Below are 17,851 nucleotides of genomic sequence, written 5' to 3' on the forward strand. Positions count from 1 at the left end.
CGGACACCGGGCCGTCGGCGCCGCAGCACATGACCGGTGGCGCCTTTCGCGCGCTGTACGAGGAGCTGCGCGACCGGAGCCCGCGCGCTCCCGACGACCGGCGCGGTGCGCTCGGCCACTTGACGCCCGACCGCGTGGTGGCCGCCGCAGCCGAGGTCCGCTCCGGACGTACGGTGTCCCTTGCCGCGCCCATCGAAACCCTGCCCGGCCCGGACGATCCCGACCCCGCACGCCACCGGATGATCGCGCCCGCTGCCGGTGAGACCGTCGGCGACGGGCTGCACTTCGCACGCGACCGCTTCGCGATGAACGTGCACGGGGACGCGGACAGTCATCTCGACGCGCTGTGCCACGTGATGTACGACGGGGAGCTCTACAACGGTGTGCCGGCGAGCAGTGTGACGCCTGAGGGCGCCCGTGCGCTCTCCGTCGAGGTCGTCCGGGACGGCATCGTCGGCCGTGGTGTGCTCCTGGACGTTCCGCGGCTGCGCGGCGTGCCCTGGCTGGAGCCCGGGGACCACGTGACCGCCGCCGACCTGACCGCGGCGGAGGCGGCCCAGGGGGTCCGGGTCCGGGCGGGGGACCTGCTGTTCGTACGGGTGGGGCATCGCGCACGGCGCCAGGAGCTCGGGGCGTGGGACACCGCGCGGGCCCGGGCCGGACTGCATCCCACGGCCGTACGGTTCCTGGCCGGGCGGCAGGTCGCCGCGCTGGGCTCGGACGGCAACAACGACACCGCCCCCAGCGCGGTGGCCGGAGTGGACTTCCCCGTGCACGTGCTGGCGGTGCAGGCCATGGGGCTGCACCTGATGGACTACCTGCAGTTCGAGGAGTTGACCCGGGCGTGCGCCCACGCGGGCCGGTGGTCCTTCCTGTGCGCGGTGGCGCCGCTCAGGCTTCCGTCGGCCACCGGCTCGCCCGTGAACCCGATCGCCGTCCTGTGACGGCCGCGGGCGCCGCCCCGTCCGGTCGCCGCCCGCGGTAAGGAGGGATAAGTTCGAAGAGGTGGGGTGGCTGCCGTGCCCCGGCGGCGCGCAGGGAGAGGACTCGCCGACCGGGCGGGTCCACGAGCGCAAGGACGGTGGTCGCCGTGGGCGACTCCCCGCACTACGACGTCGTCATCATCGGTTCGGGCGCCGGCGGCGGTACGCTCGCCCACCGGCTCGCCCCGTCCGGCAAACGGGTGCTCATCCTCGAACGCGGTGACTACCTCCCCCGCGAGCGGGACAACTGGGACTCGACCGCCGTGTTCGTGAAGGGCAAGTACCGCGCCCCGGAGTTCTGGCTGGACAAGCACGGCAACGAATTCCCGCCCGAGGTCAACTACTACGTCGGGGGAAACACCAAGTTCTACGGCGCCGCCCTCTTCCGGCTGCGGCCCGAGGACTTCGGGGAACTCCGCCACCACGACGGGCTGTCGCCGGCCTGGCCGATCCGCTACGAGGACCTGGAGCCCTACTACACCGAGGCCGAGCACCTCTACAAGGTCCACGGACGCCACGGGGAGGACCCGTGGGAGGGGGCGTGCAGCGCCCAGTACGCCTACCCGCCGGTCGAGCACGAGCCACGGATCCAGCAGCTGAGCGACGACTTGGAGAAACGGGGCCTGCACCCGTTCCACCTGCCCATCGGGGTCGACCTGGTACAGGACGAGAACGGGCGGGCGACCCCCTCCAGCGTCTGCATCCGCTGTGACCGCGTGGACGGCTTCCCCTGCCTGGTGCGCGGCAAGTCGGACGCCGAGGTGATCTGCGTGGAGCCCGCCCTGCGGCACCCGAACGTCGAAATGATCACGAATGCGCGGGTGGTCCGGCTGGAGACCGACCCGACCGGACGCAGTGTCAGCAGCGTACTGACCCGGAGCGAGGACGGAGTGGAGGCCTCCTACACCGCGGACATCGTGGTCGTCGCCTGCGGGGCGGTCAACTCGGCGGCGCTCCTCCTGGCCTCGGCCGACGACCGCCACCCCAGCGGGCTGGCGAACAGCTCCGACGTGGTCGGCCGGCACTACATGCGCCACAACAACCTGGCGCTGATGGCGATTTCGAAGGAACCCAACCCCACCAGATTCCAGAAGACCCTGGCCCTGCACGACTGGTACCTCGGCGCCGACGACTGGGACTACCCGCTGGGCGGCATCCAGATGCTCGGCAAGTCGGACTCCGATCAGATCCACGGCGAGGCGCCCCGCTGGGCCGGCGCGGTGACCCCCGACATGCCCTTCGCGGTGCTGGCCCACCACGCGGTCGACTTCTGGCTGTGCGGCGAGGACCTTCCGCTCCCCGGCAACCGGGTCACGGTCGACGGGGACGGCACCATCCGTCTCGTGCTCGACGAAGGCAACAACATCGCGGGGCTGAAACGCCTGCGGCACAAGCTCCAGGGGATGCTCGGCCATCTCGGGATGCACGAGCACCAGCTCCTGTCGCGCAGCATCTACCTCCACAAGGGCATGCCGATCGGCGCCACGGCGCACCAGGCCGGCACCGTACGGTTCGGCGACGACCCGGCCACCTCCGCCCTGGACCTGAACTGCAAGGCCCACGATCTCGACAACCTGTACGTGGTCGACACGAGCTTCTTCCCGAGCATCGGCGCGGTCAATCCGTCCCTCACGGCGATCGCCAACGCCCTGCGGGTGGGCGACCACTTGGTGGAACGGCTGAGCTGACCCGGGAGTTTCCTCCGACCGGGCGTTGATGCTCGGCCGCGTGGCCCAACACCGCCTCGCCCGGGACGCCGATCTCCGAAGAGGGTGCTTCGGTGGCGTTCGGACCCTGTCGGGCCGCGGTCCGGCGGACCGGATCGGGCAGTCGAGGAGGCAGTCGAGCGTGAGTTCCACCGAGGGTGCAGCGCGGAGGGTGATCCCCGCTGACCTGCTCAAGGGTCAGAAGGCGCTGGTCACCGGCGCCAACAGCGGGATCGGCAAGGCCACGGCCATCGGCCTGGGCCGGGCCGGCGCCGATGTGGTCGTGAACTACGTGGTGGGCGCGGAAGAGGCCGAGAAGGTGGTCGCGGAGATCACCTCGTTCGGCGTACGCGCGGCCGCGTACGAGGCGGACGTGTCCCAGGAGGACCAGGTCGTCGCCATGACGGACCGGATGGTCCGGGAGTTCGGCACGATCGACATCCTGGTCGCCAACGCCGGACTGCAGCGCGACGCCCCGTTCGAGGAGATGACGCTCGCCCAGTGGCAGAAGGTGCTGGACGTCAACCTCACGGGTCAGTTCCTCTGCGCGCGGGAGGCGACGAAGGAGTTCCTGCGGCGCGGCGTCGTCCCAGAGGTGTCCCGTGCGGCCGGAAAGATCATCTGCATGAGCTCCGTCCACCAGGTCATTCCCTGGGCGGGGCACGCGAACTACGCCTCCTCCAAGGGAGGCATCCACATGCTGATGACGACCCTCGCCCAGGAACTCGCGCCCAAGGGGATCCGGGTGAACGCGATCGCTCCGGGAGCCATCAAGACCCCGATCAACCGGAGCGCGTGGGAGACGGCGGAGGCCCGGGAGGATCTGCTCCGGCTGATCCCGTACGAGCGCATCGGCGAGCCGGAGGACATCGCGAACGCGGCCGTGGCCCTGGCCTCCGACCTCATGGACTACGTCGTGGGCACCACGCTCTTCGTGGACGGCGGGATGACCCTCTACCCCGGCTTCGCCACCGGCGGCTGAGCCTAGGGGGTGTCCGGTGGGTCAGGGCCGGGCCCGGCCCGCCTGGGCTTCCCGACCCTGATCCACCGGACACCCCCTGGTCCGGCCCGTCATCCCGAGCGGCAAAGGAACGTATGCACACCACGGTCCACCTGCTGGCGGCTGACGCCCCCGCCCAGCTGCTCCCGGCCAGGGAGCTCATGGCGTTCACCCTCGCCTCCCACATCATCCTGGTGCCGATGGGAGTGGCGCTGCCGCTCATCACCCTCGTCATGCACTACCGCGGCCTGCGCAGGAACGACGCCACGGCCCTGCTGCTGGCCAGGCGCTGGTCGGCCGTGATGGCCGTGCAGTTCGCGATCGGCGTCGTCACCGGGACCGTGCTGTCGTTCGAGTTCGGTCTGCTCTGGCCGGGGCTGATGGGCAAATGGGGTGATGTCTTCGGCATCGGTTTCGGTGTCGAGGCCTGGGCGTTCTTCCTCGAAGCGGTGCTCATCGCCATCTACCTGTACGGCTGGCGCAGGCTGAAGCCACGCACCCACTTCCTGCTGGGACTGCCGCTGCCGGCCACGGCACTGCTCGGGACCTTCGGCATCCTGGCCGCCAACTCGTGGATGAACACACCCCAGGGGTTCTCGCTCGACGCCCAGGGCAACCCGGTCGACGTGGACGTCTGGAAGGCCATCTTCACCCCGATGTTCGGGCCCCAGTACTGGCATTTCGTGGTGGCGATGCTGGTGACCGCGGGCTACGTCGTGGCAGGCGTCTACGCCGTCGGATGGCTTCGCGGCCGTCGGGACCGCTACCACCGGCTCGGCTTCACGGTCCCCTTCACCCTGGCCGCGGTGGCCACTCCGGTGCAGTTCGTGCTGGGCGACTCGATCGCCCGGCAGGTGTTCCACAAGCAACCGGTGAAGTTCGCGGCGATGGAGATCGTCTGGGAGACCGACACCCACGTTCCCGAGTACCTGTTCGGCCGGCTCCATCCGGACGGCACCGTCTCCGGCGGCATCAAGATCCCCCAGCTCGACTCCATCCTGGCCGGGTTCAGCCCCGACACCAAGGTGACCGGGCTGACCTCCGTACCGGCGAGCGACCGCCCGAACGCCACTCAGGCCACGATCGCCCACTGGGCCTTCGACATCATGGTCGGAGTCGGGTCCCTGCTGCTGCTCCTCGCCCTCTGGTACGGCCTGGTCTGGCTGCGCCACCGCCGGCTGCCCCGCTCGAAGTGGTTCTACCGCAGCGCCGCCTGCGCCGGCGTCGGCTCCGTCGTCGCCGTCGAATGCGGCTGGATCACGACCGAGGTGGGCCGCCAGCCATGGATCGTCTACCAGAACATGCGCGTCGCGGAGGCCGTGACCTCGACCCGCTCCACCACCCTCTGGATCATGTTCGGCCTGGTGGTCGTGGTGTACGTGATCATCTTCGGGGCGTTCCTCATGGTCCTGCTGAAGATGCGCGACCGCTGGCGCCTGGCCGACGACCAGGCAGACGGACAGCCGGTGGAGGCACCGGAATCGGTCACCCCCTACGGGCCGCGCCCGCCCGTCCCGGCCGGCGACGCCCCGTCCTCCGGAGACAGCGGCTCCACTCCCTCCGGCAGTGGTGGAACGTGATGGCCGACCTCGTCGCTTTCGTACTGCTGCTCGCCGTGGCCGCATACGCCTGCGCCGGCGGGACGGACTACGGAGCGGGCTTCTGGGACCTGACGGCCGGTGGAGCCGAGCGCGGCAAACGTCCCAGATGGCTGATCGACCACGCCATGGCGCCCGTATGGGAGGTCAACAACGTCTGGCTGATCTTCGTCCTCATCCTCATGTGGACCGGGTTCCCCGTGCTGTTCCAGACCGTGTTCACCGCACTGTGGCTCCCCCTGGCGCTGGCCGCCGTCGGCATGGTCCTGCGCGGCGCCGGTTTCGCCCTGCGCAAACCCAGCCGCCGGCTGGCCCGGCGGCGCCTCTACGGCGCCGTGTTCGCCATCGCCTCCCTGCTCACCCCCTTCTTCCTCGGGGCGGCCGTCGGCGCCATCGCCACCGGCCGGATCGCACCGGGTACCGAGGCCTCCGCGGACGCGTGGGCCACCCCCGCGTCCCTCCTGTTCGGACTGCTCACCGTCGCCGCGACCGCGCTCCTCGGCGCCGTGTTCCTGACCGCCGACGCCGCGCGGTTCGACGCACCCGACCTCGTCGGCTACTTCCGGCTCCGCGCCCTCGCCGGTCTCGTCGCGGTCGCCCTGATGGCTGTGGGCGTCCTGCTCGTCACCCGGGGCGACGCCCCCCACGTCTGGCACGGGCTGACCCACGGTGCGGGGCTCGTCCTCGCGATCGTCTCCGCGGTGTTCTTCGCCGCCACGGGGCTGCTCGTGCTGCGGGGACAGGCCCGCTCGGCCCGCTTCGGCTGCGTCGGGACCGTCGCCGCGGCCGTCTTCGCCTGGGGTCTCGCGCAGCGCCCCTACCTCATCCCCACCTCCCTGTCCGTCGCGGATGCCGCGGGCGATTCGCAGACCCTGGCCTGGCTGACGGTGGTCAGCCTCGTCGCCCTGCTGCTGATCGCCCCGGCCGTCTTCCTCCTCTACTGGCTCGACACCCATGGCGAGTTGGAGCCCCTCACCGACTCCGACCTGCGCCGGACCGGCCCCACGAGGGGTGGTACCGCCGACGGCGACTGACCTGGCCGAGTCCCCCGTCGCGCCCGTGCGGCAAGGAAGGAAACCGCTGTGAGCGAGGAAGACATCCTCCTCGGCATCGCCCTGGTCGTGGCCCTGGCCGCCGCCTGCCAGATCCTCGCGGGCAAACTGCGCGTCCCGGCGCTGATCCTGCTGCTACCGGTCGGCTTCGCCGCGGGCGCCCTGACCGACATCGTCCATCCGGACCAGCTGATCGGGGAGGAGTTCTCCGCCCTCGTGTCCCTGTCCGTGGCGGTGATCCTCTACGACGCCGGCCTCGGCCTCGACCTGCGCAACCTCACCGGCCACACCCGCGCGGTCGTGGGCAGGCTGCTGCTCTTCGGAGTGGCCTTCACCTTCCTGGCCGTCTGTGCCGTCGCCCCGGCCCTGTTCAGCATGTCGCTCAGGGTGTCCGCCATGGTGGGCATGATCCTCGTCGTGTCGGGGCCCACGGTCGTGGGGCCCCTGCTCCAGTACGTGCGGCCGACGGACAAGGTACGGCGCCTGCTGATCTGGGAAGGAACGCTGACCGACCCGATCGGCGCCATCCTCGGCGCCCTCGTCTTCCACGCCATCGCCACGACGCACCAGATCGACATCGGCCGGGGCTACCAGATCGGCCAGTTCCTCATCAGCATGGCCGTCGGCCTCGCCGGCGGATCCGTGGGGGTCGCGCTGCTGTGGCTGACCCTGCGCGTGCTCAGGCTGGGCGAGACGCTCGGAACGCTGGCGCAACTGGCCACGGTGATCGCCGTGTCGGCAGTATGCGACATCGTCCGCGACGACACCGGCCTCATCGCCGCGATCGTCATCGGTATGGCCGCGGCCAACATCCGGGGCTTCGACATGCCCGCTCGCCGGCCCTTCTTCGAGACACTGGTCCAGCTGATCATCGGGCTGCTGTTCATCTCCATCTCCTCCAGCGTCACCCCGGCCTCCCTGACGCCCGTGCTCCTGCCCACGCTCGTTCTCGTCGCGCTCCTCGTCCTCGTGGTGCGGCCGCTCGTGGCCTTCGCCGCCACCATCGGCACGGACATGACCATGGGGGAACGGGCGTTCACGGGATGGATGGCTCCACGCGGCATCGTCGCGGCCTCCACCGCGGCGGCCTTCGCCGCGAGCCTCGTCCAACTGGGACTGCACGGTGCCTCCAAAATCCTTCCCGTCACCTTCCTGGTGATCGTCTCCACGGTCGTCCTGTACGCCCTGACCGCCGGACCCGTGGCCCGGCGCCTCGGCGTCGCCCGGCCGGACCGCACCCGGCCCCTCCTGGTGGGCGGCGCTCCGTGGGCGATCGCCCTGGGCAGGGCCCTGCGGTCGGCAGGGCTCGACGTGCAGATGTGGGCGGGACAGGGCGAGGAACGCGAACGGATCAAGGACGCCGGAATCAAACTGGCCAGAGGGGACCTGCTGGCGACGGCCACCAACCCCAGGGCACGGCTGGAGGGGGTCAACGCCGTCTTCCTGCTCACCGATGACGACGACTTCAACGCGCTCGCCTCGGTGGTGGTCGAGGACAACGTCGAAGGCCCCGTCTACCGGGTGGGACCGCCCCACGAGAGCCATGGTGTCGTCGCGCCGTACACGGGCGGCGCCATCCTCTTCGGCGGTTCACTGGTCAGGCACGTCCTGGCGGCACGGTACGAACAGGGCGCCCGGTTCCTGGTGCAGCCCGCCTCCGATCCGGTCCCGCCGGGACACGAAACACTGTTCGTGGTCCGTGCCGACGGCCGTCTGGAGCCGGTCGACGAGGCACGGGCCGTCACCCCGCACGAGGGCGACCTCGTCGTTCTACTCGGTCCCGTACCACCGGCCTGAGGTGGTGGGGTCGTGGGGTCGTGTCCCTAGCCTGCGCCCTGCAGGCGGTTCAGGGTCTCGTCCAGCGTGATGGCCGCGTCGATGAGCGCGAGATGGGTGAAGGCCTGGGGGAAGTTGCCGAGCTGTCGGCCCGTCAGGGCGATCTCCTCGGAGTACAGGCCCAGGTGGTTGGCGTACGTCATCATCTTCTCGAGGACGAGCCTGGCCTGATCGGTCCGCCCGGCCCGGGCCAGGGCGTCGACGTACATGAACGTGCACAGGGAGAAGGTTCCCTCGGAGCCGCGCAGACCGTCGGGCGAGGCCTCCGGGTTGTAACGGTAGACCAGGCTGTCGGTCACCAGCTCACGGTCCATCGCGTCCAGGGTGGACGTCCACATCGGATCGTCGGGCGTGATGAAACCCACCGTCGGCATCCGCAGCAGCGAGGAGTCGAGCACGTCGCTGCCGTAGTGCTGGACGAATGCCTTGCGCCCCGGGTCCCAGCCCTTCGCCAGGACCTGCTCGTAGATGTTGTCGCGCTCGGCGGCCCAGCGGCCGCTCTCGGCAGGCCGGCCGTGGGCGACCGCCAGCCGCAGCGCGCGGTCGAACGCGACCCAGGACATCACCCGGCCGTAGGTGAAGTGCTTGCGCCCGCCGCGGGTCTCCCACAGCCCCTCACCGGCCTGGTCCCAGTGGTCCACGAGCCAGTCGAGCAGTGTGCGCAGCGATGTCCAGCCCTGGATGTCGAGGTGGATGCCGTGCTGGTGGGCGAAGGAGATGCTGTCGAGCGCCTCGCCGTAGATGTCCAGCTGCAACTGGGTGGCCGCGCCGTTGCCTATGCGCACCGGGGCGGATCCCTGGTACCCCTCCCAGTGGTCCAGGGTCTCTTCGTAGAGATCGGAGGAACCGTCCACCCGGTACATGATGTTCAGCGGCCCCGTGTCGGTGTCACGACCGGCCTTCTCCTTCACCCGGTCGCCCAGCCAGCCGATGAACGCCCTCGCCTCATCCGTGAACCCCAGGCCCAGCAGGGCGTAGACGGAGAACGACGCGTCACGGATCCAGGTGAACCGGTAGTCCCAGTTGCGCTCGCCGCCCAGTTGCTCCGGCAGCCCCGCCGTGGGGGCCGCCACCAGGGCGCCGCTGGGTGCGTACGTCATCAGCTTCAGCGTCACGGCGGAGCGCTCCACCGTCTCGCGCCACCGGCCCGTGTACCGGGACTGGCGGAGCCACGTCCGCCAGTACTGCCTGGTGGCGTCGAAGAGTTCCTGGAACTCGGCGACGCGGATCTCGCGCGGCGGCCCCGCCGCGGCCGACTCCATGACCAGACCCCGCTGCTGGCCGGCTTCGAGCGCGACGTCGACGCGCAGGTCGTGATCGCCGGTGAGGGTGTGCAGCACCCGTTCGTCCTCGGGCTCCCGCACTACGCTGAGGGTGAGCTCCAGGTCGTCGGAGGCGAACACCGCTCCGTTCTCCGTGACGTGCAGCGTGTGGGGCTTGCGGCCGTAGTCGAACCGCGGGGCGATGTCGACCCGGAAGGTCATGGTGCCGCGTACGCAGCGGAGCATACGGACCAGGCGATGGCGGTCGGTGGCCGTCACCCCGGTCACCGGCATGAAGTCGACCACCTCGCCGGCACCGGTCTCGGTCATGAAGCGTGTCACGAGGATCGCGGTGTCCGGCAGGTACAGCTGCTTCGTGGTGTACGTCTCCTCCGCCGGTCTGACGGTGAAATGCCCGCCCTTCTCCCAGTCGAGGAGAGCACCGAACACGCTGGGCGAATCGAAACGCGGGCAGCAGAACCAGTCGATCGTTCCGTCCGTGGTCACCAGTGCCGCGGTCTGCAGGTCACCGATCAGGCCATGGTTTTCGATCAGCGGGTAGTCAGCCATGGGAGAACCCTTTCCGACGCCACCCAGTCAGCTTAAGCAAGGAACTCCCGGCGGGCTTGTCGAGCGGGCCCGCCCCTGCACCCCTGCGGAAACGGCTCTAGCGTGGAAACACACGAACTGGATGTCCAGGCCGCATCGCACCGCCGGATCCGGAGGCTGCCCGTGCTGTCGAGCCTTGCGTCAGCTGCTCCCGAAACCTACGGCGGCCTGCGGTGCGTACCGCGATGTGTGCCGCACCGGTGCGCACGATGATGTCCTGGGCGGCACGCTTCCGGTTGCGGCAGTACGCCAAGGCAAGCCTGTGGATCGTCCCCCTGATCGGGCTTCTGCTGGGGGCGGTGCTCGCCGAATGGGCCGCCGGCGTGGACGGAGCGGGCTGGCTGCCGCACACCTGGCAGTACTCCGCCTCGACGGCGAGCACGGTGCTCAGCTCGGTCGTCGGGTCCATGGTCGCCCTGCTGGGGTTCGTCGTGACCATCGGTGTACTCGTCGTCCAGCAGGCCACGGGAACCCTGTCCCCACGCTACATGCGCCTGTGGTACCGCGACCGGCTCCAGAAGGCCGTGCTGGCCACGTTCACCGGAACCTTCGCCTACGCCTACTCCCTCTTGCGCGGCATCGAGCCGAACTCCGTCCCCGACCTGGGGGTGACCCTGTCCGGCGTGGCCGTCTCCGCCAGCCTGGTGCTGCTGCTCATCTACCTCAACCGGTTCACCCACAACCTCCGGCCCGTGGCCATCGCCGACCTGGTGGGGCGCTTGGGCGAGAAGGTGCTCGTCCGGGGAACGGAACGCATCCATCGCCATGCGGCACACGACGGGGCTTCCGTGCCGCCTGCCGGTCCGGTGACCCCCATCCGGTCCGAACCCGGCGGGGTCATCCAGGCGTTCGACGCGGCGGGGCTGATCGCCGCCGCCGTCCGCCACGACTGCGTCCTCGTACTGGCCCACCAGGTCGGCGACTTCGTGCCGCCCGGCACCACCCTCGTCGAGGCCCACGGCTCCGCGCGGACGCCCGACCCACGCAGGGTGGCCGGGCTCGTCGCCCTCGGAACCGAGCGCACCATCGAGCAGGATCCCGCCTTCGCCCTGCGCATCCTCGTCGACATCGCCATCCGTGCCCTCTCCCCCGCCGTGAACGACCCCACGACCGCCGTGCAGGTGCTCAACCACATCGACACGTTCCTGCACGTGGTCGGCCGTGTCCGGCTCCGCGGCCGGTACGTGCTCGCCGACGACCGGGGCCGGCCGCGACTGGTGGTGCCGGGCCGCAGCTGGGAGGACTACCTCCGGGTCGGCGTCACCGAGATCCGTGAGTACGGGGCCACGTCCCTCCAGGTGTGCAGGCGGCTCCGCGCGCTGTTGGAGGACCTGCTGGAGACCCAGCCGGCCCATCGTCTGCCCGCGGTACGCGCGGAGCTCGCCCTCCTCGACGAGTCCGTGGAGCGGACGTTCGCCGACCCCGCCCGCCGCGCCAGTGCACGGACCGCCGACCGGCAGGGCATCGGCGGTGCGCGGCACCCCCGGAGCGAACCCTCCCCGTGACGCGATGCCGGACGGACGTTGATTCCGATCTTCACGAGGACAGGCTGGTCAGGGCCGCCCGGCCGGGTCCGCGGCTGCTTCGCCGCCGCTGCTGCGGGCGGGGCTCTTCGGGGCATCCGGTGCCCGGCTGCCGCGCGGCGCGGGCGCGCGTGCCGCGGGTTCGGGATATCTGTGGTCGCAGGCGGCGGTCGGCGGTGACCGCCACTGTCCGGAAAGGCAGGAGGCCGGTGACTGTCCAGCCCATTCCCGAGGGGTATCCGCGCGTCACGCCGTACCTCTGCATCGACGGGGCCGCGGCCGCGATCGACTTCTACGTCTCCGTGCTCGGCGCGCAGGAGCGGATGAGGATGGCCGCTCCCGGAGGCAAGATCGCCCACGCCGAGCTGGAGCTCGGCAACTCGGTCATCATGCTCGCGGACGAGTACCCGGACATGGGATTCCGCTCGCCGAAGGCGGTGGGCGGCACGCCCGTCACCCTGCACGTGTACGTCGAGGACGTGGACGCGGTGTTCGCCGAGGCCCTTTCCCGGGGCGCCACCCAGGTGTCACCGGTCAAGACCGAGTTCTACGGCGACCGCTCCGGCCAGCTGGAGGACCCGTTCGGCCACCGCTGGAACCTCTCCACGCACGTCGAGGACGTCTCGCCGGACGAGATGCGGAAGCGGTCCGAGGAAGCCATGCGCTCCATGGGGTCCAATCCCTGAGGGGCCTTACGCGGCCCGGGCCCGCGGCCGGTGCAGCAAGCCTTCCAGCAGCACGGCCAGATAGCGGCGCGCGGTCTCACGCCGGGCGGCCGGGTCGCCGTGGACGTTCGCGGCGTAGGCGATTCCGCACATGAGCGGGACCAGGTCGTCGGAGGTCAGGTCGGAGCGGACGACCCCGGCTTCGCGGGCCCGGCCGAGCAGTTGTGCGCCGACCGACCGCAGGGTCCGCTTCAGTTCGGTGGTGCGCGGCAGGGCGTCCGTTGGCGCGGCGGCGACCGCGGGCAGGGAAGCGTCAGTGACCTGCGCTTCGATGGTGCGGGCCAGGAAATCGGCGAGGGCGCGCCGGGGGTCGTCGTCGGCCAGTGCCCGCTCGCCATGGGCCGCGAGTGCCTCCAGGCAGGGGGTCGCGACGGTTTCCAGGAGCGCCTCGGCGGTGGGGAAGTGGCGGTAGACGGTGCCTACGCCCAGTGAGGCACGGCGGGCGACGTCGTTGAGCTGGAGCGGGGTGCCCTCGTCCACGAGATCGCGGGCCACGGCGACGATCCGCTCCCAGTTGCGGGCGGCGTCCTTGCGCAGGGGTGCGGTCGTCATGGGCGAAGTCTAAAAGGCACCCCGCTACGCCGTGACGGGCCGGCCCGTCACGGCCGCGGTTCGCCGTGGCTCACCGGTCACCGGCCCTCGACCAGCGGTGCCAACTGCTTGCTGAGCCGGAGGACGTCGGCGACCGTGCGCGCGTCGGTGCTTCCACGGAACGGAGCAACGGGGTGGGCGCGGGGGCCGATGAGCAGACCCGTCCGCCCGTCGAGTGCGGGGTCGGTGGCGGCGACGACGGACGGCCGCGCGGCCACGGAGGCGGGTCCGGCGGTGGAGCGTTCGAACTTCCGCCGGACCAGCGGCCAGAGCAGCCGCAGTCCCGGTGAGACGATCTTCGGATCGCTCATGGTGCCGTTGGTCATGTCGGTCGCGGCGCCGCCCGGGTCCGCCGCGAAGACCGTGGTGCCGGTGGAGCGCAGGCGCTCGGCCAGGTCCAGGGTGTAGGCGAGGTGCGCGAGCTTGGCGCGGCCGTACCAGTGGAAGCCGTAGTAGCCGCCGGACGGCTCGACGGCGTCGAAGCGGCGCTTGGCGACGCCGATCGCGCCCGAGGTGACGTTCACGATCCGGCTCGGCGCGCCCGCTCGCAGTGCGGGCAGCAGCAGTTCGGTCAGCAGGTACGGGGAGAGGTGGTTGACGGCGAACGTCGCCTCGATCCCGTCGACCGAGTCCTGTCGGTCCGGGAACATCGCCCCGACGTTGTTGACCAGTACGGTCAGCGGGCCGTCGGCGGCGATCCGGCCTGCGAGGGCGCGGACCGCACCGAGCGAGGCGAGGTCCGTGGCCAGGAACCGCGCCGGATGCGCCGGTTCCGTGGCGTTGATCCGCTCGACCGCACGGGCACCCCGCTCGGCGTTGCGTCCGACCACGGTGACCGCGAAACCCGCCGCGGCCAGTCCCAGGGCGGTCTCCCACCCGATCCCCGCCGTTCCTGCCGTGACCACCGCTGTCCGGCTCATCGCATGCCCCGTTCCGTCTATGTGGATTAACTATCCGCTTGACGTCACGGTAGCAGATCCGGATGACCTATCCGGTTGAAGTGGGCGGGGTGGGCTGGGCGGCATTGAGGCACTCCGCCCGCCCCTCGTCAGACCCAGGAGGGCGTATCTGGCGTGTCACCCGTGCCGCACTGCTCCGGTCTGGAGGTTCTCGGTGAGAGTGGCTGTCCGGTGAGCTCGGTACGGCCGGCCGTGGGCGGAGGTTTCCTGATGGGCGACAGCGGCAGCGGGCAGCCTCCGGGCGGCACACCACGGCACCCACAGCCCAAGTCCGCAGGGTCCGCCGGGCCTCCCCCGGGGCCGGCGCGGCCGGAGTTCTGGCGCAGTCCCCTGCGCGGTCCGTGGCTGACCGCGGTGTTCGGGCTGGTCCTGCTGTTCGGGATCGCGGTGCTGTTCGTGACGGGCCTGCTGTCGTACGCGGCATACAACCCGGATCTGGCGGCTGTCAACGACCAGACCCCGGACAAGGGCCGGCTCGGCTTCTACCTGTTCTCCTGGCCGACGTCGCCGTACTGGCTCTACCGGCTGACCCAGGGCGTCCACGTGACGCTGGGCATCGTGCTGGTACCCGTACTGCTGGCGAAGCTGTGGTCGGTCATCCCGAAGCTGTTCGCATGGCCCCCGATCCGCTCGGTGAGCCACGCCCTCGACCGGTTGTCCCTGCTCCTGCTGGTCGGCGGCGCCGGCTTCGAGTTCGTCACCGGCATCCTCAACGTCCAGCTGCACTACATCTTCCCCGGCTCCTTCTACACGCTGCACTTCTACGGGGCTTGGGTGTTCATCGGCGCCTTCGTCGTGCACGTGGCCTTCCGGCTGCCCAGGGCGCTGCGGGCCGTCAGGCACCGTCTCGGGGAGCCTGCGGCGGGTACCGAGGAGGCGGCCGGGCTGGTCGCGCCGCGGCCCGCGGCGCCGACCATCTCGCGCCGGGGCGCCCTGGCCATGGTCGGGCTCGGGTCGGTGGCGCTGCTGGTGGTCACAGCGGGGCAGAGCATCGGCGGGTGGTGGCGGCAGACCGCGCTCCTGGCACCGCACGGCCGGGACCCGGGCTCGGGCCCGAACGGCTTCCAGATCAACAAGACCGCCGCCTCGGTCGGCATCCGGCCCAGCGACATCGGCCCCGCCTGGCGGCTGACCGTGCGCGGCGCCGGGCGGCAGGTCGACCTGACGTACCAGCAGCTGCTGGCCATGACGCAGCGCGAGTCGGCCCTGCCGATCGCCTGTGTCGAAGGCTGGTCGACCCCCGACCAGCTGTGGAGCGGGGTCCGGCTCACCGATCTGGCCGCCCTTGTCGGGCTCGGCATGCGCACGCCCGAGGTCCTGGTGGAGTCGGCGCAGCGCGGGGGCTCGTTCCGTTCGGCGGTGCTGCGCGACAACCAGGTCCGCGACAGCCGCTCGCTCCTGGCCGTCCGGGTCAACGGGGCGACGCTCTCCCCCGACCACGGCCATCCGGCGCGGATCATCGTCCCCGGGGCACCCGGGGTGCACAACACCAAGTGGGTCACCCGTCTGACGTTCGGAGAGCCGGCATGAGCGCTCCGACCGCTTTCCGCCGCCGCTACGGCGCCTCCCCGCTGCACCTGCTCCTCGTCCTGGTCTCCTTCGCGCTCGCGGTCTACGCCGGACTGCGCCTGTTCGAGGGGGACACCGTCGGCGTGGCCGTGTGGTTCGTCGGGGCGGCCCTCCTCCACGACCTGGTACTGCTCCCCCTGTACTCGGTGACCGACCGGGCGGCGCAGGCACTGTTCAGCACCGGGCGGGATGACGGTCGGCCCGCGCCACGGGTGAGCGTGAACTACGTCCGCGTGCCCGCATTCGTATCCGGGGTCCTGCTGCTGGTCTGGTGGCCGCTGATCCTCGGACAGGTCGGGCACTTCACCGCCGCGACCGCCCTCCCCGCGGACGGCTTCCTGGCCCGGTGGCTGCTCATCACCGCGGTGCTCTTCGCCGCCTCGGCCGTGGTCCTGATCGTACGGACCCGGGCCCGGAGCCGGGCTCAGCGGCAGGCACGCGGCGCGACGAAGTGACGGCCTCCGGCGCTGGTGATCCGGCTCTTCCGGGGCGAGCCCGCGCCCTCCGGACCGCTGTGATCGGAGCCCGCCCGCTCGGCCGGCCGGCCCGGAGACAGCGCCTGGGCTACGCGAGGGCGAAGTAGCGCAGCCAGAGGTAGAGGGCGGAGAGGGCGACGGTGACCACGGTCACGACGAGGCCGTACTTGGTGAACTCCCAGAAGCTGATGGGGTGGCGGTTGCGTTCGGCGATGCCGAGGACGACGACGTTGGCGGAGGCGCCGATGGCGGTGGCGTTGCCGCCGAGGTCGGCGCCGAGGGCGAGGGCCCACCACATCACGTGGTCGGGGTCGTCGCCACCCATGGCCGTGACGAGCTGGCTGGTGATCGGGGCCATGGTGGCCACGTAAGGGATGTTGTCGACCAGCCCGGAGAGCACCGCCGAGCCGCCCAGCAGCAGCATGGAGCCGCCGAGTTCGTCTCCGCCGATCGCGTCCGCCAGGGAGCCTGCCAGATCTCCGATGACTCCGGTCCCGATGAGGGCGCCGACCATCACGAACAGTCCCGCGAAGAAGGCGAGGGTGGGCCATTCCACCTCGCCGAGGACCTCTCCGGTCTCCACCTTCGAGATCGCGATGAGCAGGCCCGCCCCCAGGAGGGCGACGACGCTCGGCTCGTAGTGGAGGACCGGGTGCAGGACGAAGCCGGCGACGACCAGCGCCAGAACGCCCAACCCCTGGGCCAGGAGCCGGGGTTCGGTGATCGCCTCCCGCTCGCGCAGCTCCATGATCTCCGCGGCGCGCTTCTCGTCGTAGACGAAGTGCTTGGCGAACATCACCCGGCAGAGCAGTACGAGGACCGCCACCAGTACGACGCACAACGGGGCGAGGTGGATCAGGAAGTCGTTGAAGGTCAGCCCGGCCCGGCTGGCGATGATGATGTTCGGCGGGTCACCGACGAGCGTGGCGGTGCCGCCGATGTTCGCGGCCAGCACCTCGGCGATCAGGAAGGGTACGGGGGCCAGCCGCAGCCGGTCGCAGACCAGCAGCGTCACCGGTGCGACGAGCAGCACGGTGGTGACGTTGTCGAGCAGCGCCGAGGCCATCGCCGTGATGACGACCAGCATGGCCATCACCCGGAACGGCCGCGCCCTGGCCTTCTTCACCGACCAGATCGCCAGGTACTCGAAGAGCCCGGTGCGCCGGAGGACTCCGACGATCATCATCATGCCCATGAGCAGGAAGACGACGTTCCAGTCGATGCCCGTCTCATCGGAGTAGAAGGCGGCGCCGTCGTCGGTGGCGCCGATCGCCAGCATCAGCCCCGCTCCGCCCAGGGCTGCGGCGACGCGGTGGACCTTCTCGCTGATGATCAGGGCGTACGCGCCGACGAAGACGGCGATGGCGGCCCAGCTCTGCCAGTCGCTCACGCCTGCTCGCCCGCCGCGAGGTAGTGCCTCATCAGGGCCGCGGCCGTCACGACCCCGATGAGGCGTACCCGGTCCGCCCCACCGCCGTGCTCGACGACGGCGACGAGCGGGACGTGCGTGCGGGCCATGACCGCGGCGATCTGGAGCACTCCCGCGTCCGGGCCGACGTACGGGGGCTTGAAGGTCCGGCGCGGGAGCCACTCGGAAACCGTCCGGCCCTCCAGTCCCTCGGCGAGCGCGTCCGCGTGCCGCTCGTCGATCACGGCGGCGAGCAGCGGGTCCTCCATCACGTACTCGGGCACCAGCTGCCGTACCAGCTGGGAGCCGGGCACGACGGCGTACGGAACCCCGTCGGTGTCGAGCACCAGCAGGGCGGGCAGGTTCTGCTCCGCCAGCAACCGCACCGCGTCGACCGCGGGGTCGTCGGTGGTCACATGGGGGTAGGGCTCGGCGAGATCACGGGCTGGCATGGTGCTTCTCCTGATCGGGTGTGTCGCGCGGAACGCGGACGCGGGTCCGGTCTCGATGGCCGTCGTCGGCCGGGATGCCCGCGAGGGTGTACGCCGCCTCCG

The 17,851-nt window shown here is 70.9% G+C and carries 15 protein-coding genes; 10 read left to right on the forward strand and 5 right to left on the reverse strand.

Annotation, left to right across the window (positions count from 1 at the left end):
* The first annotated feature begins 29 nt into the window (after window positions 1–29).
* The 6 genes from OG447_RS23925 to OG447_RS23950 all read left to right on the forward strand — a co-directional run bounded on the left by OG447_RS23925 (window position 30) and on the right by OG447_RS23950 (window position 8,136).
* Complete coding sequence (locus tag OG447_RS23925; RefSeq protein ID WP_266940120.1) at window positions 30–944, forward strand: cyclase family protein; 915 nt, start codon at window positions 30–32, stop codon at window positions 942–944.
* 146 nt (window positions 945–1,090) lie between these two features.
* Window positions 1,091–2,671, forward strand: coding sequence for a GMC oxidoreductase (locus OG447_RS23930; protein ID WP_266939254.1), 1,581 nt, complete (start codon window positions 1,091–1,093; stop codon window positions 2,669–2,671).
* A gap of 193 nt (window positions 2,672–2,864) precedes the next feature.
* Window positions 2,865–3,671: an SDR family oxidoreductase gene (locus tag OG447_RS23935; RefSeq protein ID WP_266940122.1), complete on the forward strand. Its 807-nt coding sequence runs from the start codon at window positions 2,865–2,867 to the stop codon at window positions 3,669–3,671.
* A 113-nt stretch (window positions 3,672–3,784) separates the two neighbouring features.
* A complete protein-coding gene (locus OG447_RS23940; protein WP_266939255.1) occupies window positions 3,785–5,269 on the forward strand; it encodes a cytochrome ubiquinol oxidase subunit I in 1,485 nt (494 codons plus the stop codon).
* On the forward strand, window positions 5,269–6,321 hold the full coding sequence (locus tag OG447_RS23945) for a cytochrome d ubiquinol oxidase subunit II (protein WP_266939256.1): 1,053 nt from the start codon (window positions 5,269–5,271) through the stop codon (window positions 6,319–6,321). Before OG447_RS23940 ends, OG447_RS23945 begins: the two co-directional genes overlap by 1 nt.
* 48 nt (window positions 6,322–6,369) lie before the next feature.
* The gene (locus OG447_RS23950) at window positions 6,370–8,136 is read left to right on the forward strand and encodes a sodium:proton antiporter (protein WP_266939257.1); all 1,767 of its coding nucleotides are present in this window, start codon (window positions 6,370–6,372) and stop codon (window positions 8,134–8,136) included.
* Window positions 8,137–8,162: 26 nt separating this feature from the next.
* On the opposite strand, the gene OG447_RS23955 is transcribed toward OG447_RS23950, so the two are convergent.
* The gene (locus tag OG447_RS23955) at window positions 8,163–10,007 is read right to left on the reverse strand and encodes a glycoside hydrolase family 15 protein (protein WP_266939258.1); all 1,845 of its coding nucleotides are present in this window, start codon (window positions 10,005–10,007) and stop codon (window positions 8,163–8,165) included.
* A gap of 224 nt (window positions 10,008–10,231) precedes the next feature.
* Here OG447_RS23955 and OG447_RS23960 point away from each other — a divergent pair, with 224 nt between their 5' ends.
* Both OG447_RS23960 and OG447_RS23965 read left to right on the forward strand, forming a co-directional pair.
* A complete protein-coding gene (locus OG447_RS23960; RefSeq protein WP_266939259.1) occupies window positions 10,232–11,551 on the forward strand; it encodes a DUF2254 domain-containing protein in 1,320 nt (439 codons plus the stop codon).
* A 227-nt stretch (window positions 11,552–11,778) separates the two neighbouring features.
* The gene (locus OG447_RS23965; protein ID WP_266939260.1) at window positions 11,779–12,255 is read left to right on the forward strand and encodes a VOC family protein; all 477 of its coding nucleotides are present in this window, start codon (window positions 11,779–11,781) and stop codon (window positions 12,253–12,255) included.
* A 6-nt stretch (window positions 12,256–12,261) separates the two neighbouring features.
* Here OG447_RS23965 and OG447_RS23970 read toward each other — a convergent pair whose 3' ends face one another.
* Together OG447_RS23970 and OG447_RS23975 are read right to left on the reverse strand one after the other, a co-directional pair.
* The gene (locus tag OG447_RS23970; protein WP_266939262.1) at window positions 12,262–12,846 is read right to left on the reverse strand and encodes a TetR/AcrR family transcriptional regulator; all 585 of its coding nucleotides are present in this window, start codon (window positions 12,844–12,846) and stop codon (window positions 12,262–12,264) included.
* A gap of 77 nt (window positions 12,847–12,923) precedes the next feature.
* A complete protein-coding gene (locus OG447_RS23975; protein WP_266939263.1) occupies window positions 12,924–13,805 on the reverse strand; it encodes an SDR family NAD(P)-dependent oxidoreductase in 882 nt (293 codons plus the stop codon).
* Window positions 13,806–14,015: 210 nt separating this feature from the next.
* Here OG447_RS23975 and OG447_RS23980 point away from each other — a divergent pair, with 210 nt between their 5' ends.
* Window positions 14,016–15,374 (forward strand): molybdopterin-dependent oxidoreductase, encoded by a 1,359-nt coding sequence (locus OG447_RS23980; protein WP_266939264.1) that lies wholly within the window; start codon window positions 14,016–14,018, stop codon window positions 15,372–15,374.
* Entirely contained in the window at window positions 15,371–15,868 is a 498-nt protein-coding gene (locus tag OG447_RS23985) for a hypothetical protein (RefSeq protein WP_266939265.1), read from the forward strand. Before OG447_RS23980 ends, OG447_RS23985 begins: the two co-directional genes overlap by 4 nt.
* A 109-nt stretch (window positions 15,869–15,977) precedes the next feature.
* Here the strand turns inward: OG447_RS23985 and OG447_RS23990 are convergent, their stop codons facing one another.
* Window positions 15,978–17,279, reverse strand: coding sequence for an ArsB/NhaD family transporter (locus tag OG447_RS23990; RefSeq protein ID WP_266939266.1), 1,302 nt, complete (start codon window positions 17,277–17,279; stop codon window positions 15,978–15,980).
* A complete protein-coding gene (locus OG447_RS23995) occupies window positions 17,276–17,749 on the reverse strand; it encodes a CBS domain-containing protein (protein ID WP_266939267.1) in 474 nt (157 codons plus the stop codon). Before OG447_RS23995 ends, OG447_RS23990 begins: the two co-directional genes overlap by 4 nt.
* Window positions 17,750–17,851 lie beyond the last annotated feature (102 nt).

Source organism: Streptomyces sp. NBC_01408 (genome assembly GCF_026340255.1).
GTDB lineage: Bacteria > Actinomycetota > Actinomycetes > Streptomycetales > Streptomycetaceae > Streptomyces.

Bases quoted from the DNA above. Each gene is read 5' to 3' on its own strand.
- OG447_RS23985 (WP_266939265.1), top strand. From the start codon at position 15,371: ATGAGCGCTCCGACCGCTTTCCGCCGCCGCTACGGCGCCTCCCCGCTG.
- OG447_RS23940 (WP_266939255.1), top strand. From the start codon at position 3,785: ATGCACACCACGGTCCACCTGCTGGCGGCTGACGCCCCCGCCCAGCTG.
- OG447_RS23925 (WP_266940120.1), top strand. From the start codon at position 30: ATGACCGGTGGCGCCTTTCGCGCGCTGTACGAGGAGCTGCGCGACCGG.
- OG447_RS23960 (WP_266939259.1), top strand. From the start codon at position 10,232: ATGTGTGCCGCACCGGTGCGCACGATGATGTCCTGGGCGGCACGCTTC.
- OG447_RS23995 (WP_266939267.1), bottom strand. From the start codon at position 17,749: ATGCCAGCCCGTGATCTCGCCGAGCCCTACCCCCATGTGACCACCGAC.
- OG447_RS23975 (WP_266939263.1), bottom strand. From the start codon at position 13,805: ATGAGCCGGACAGCGGTGGTCACGGCAGGAACGGCGGGGATCGGGTGG.
- OG447_RS23945 (WP_266939256.1), top strand. From the start codon at position 5,269: ATGGCCGACCTCGTCGCTTTCGTACTGCTGCTCGCCGTGGCCGCATAC.
- OG447_RS23955 (WP_266939258.1), bottom strand. From the start codon at position 10,007: ATGGCTGACTACCCGCTGATCGAAAACCATGGCCTGATCGGTGACCTG.
- OG447_RS23970 (WP_266939262.1), bottom strand. From the start codon at position 12,846: ATGACGACCGCACCCCTGCGCAAGGACGCCGCCCGCAACTGGGAGCGG.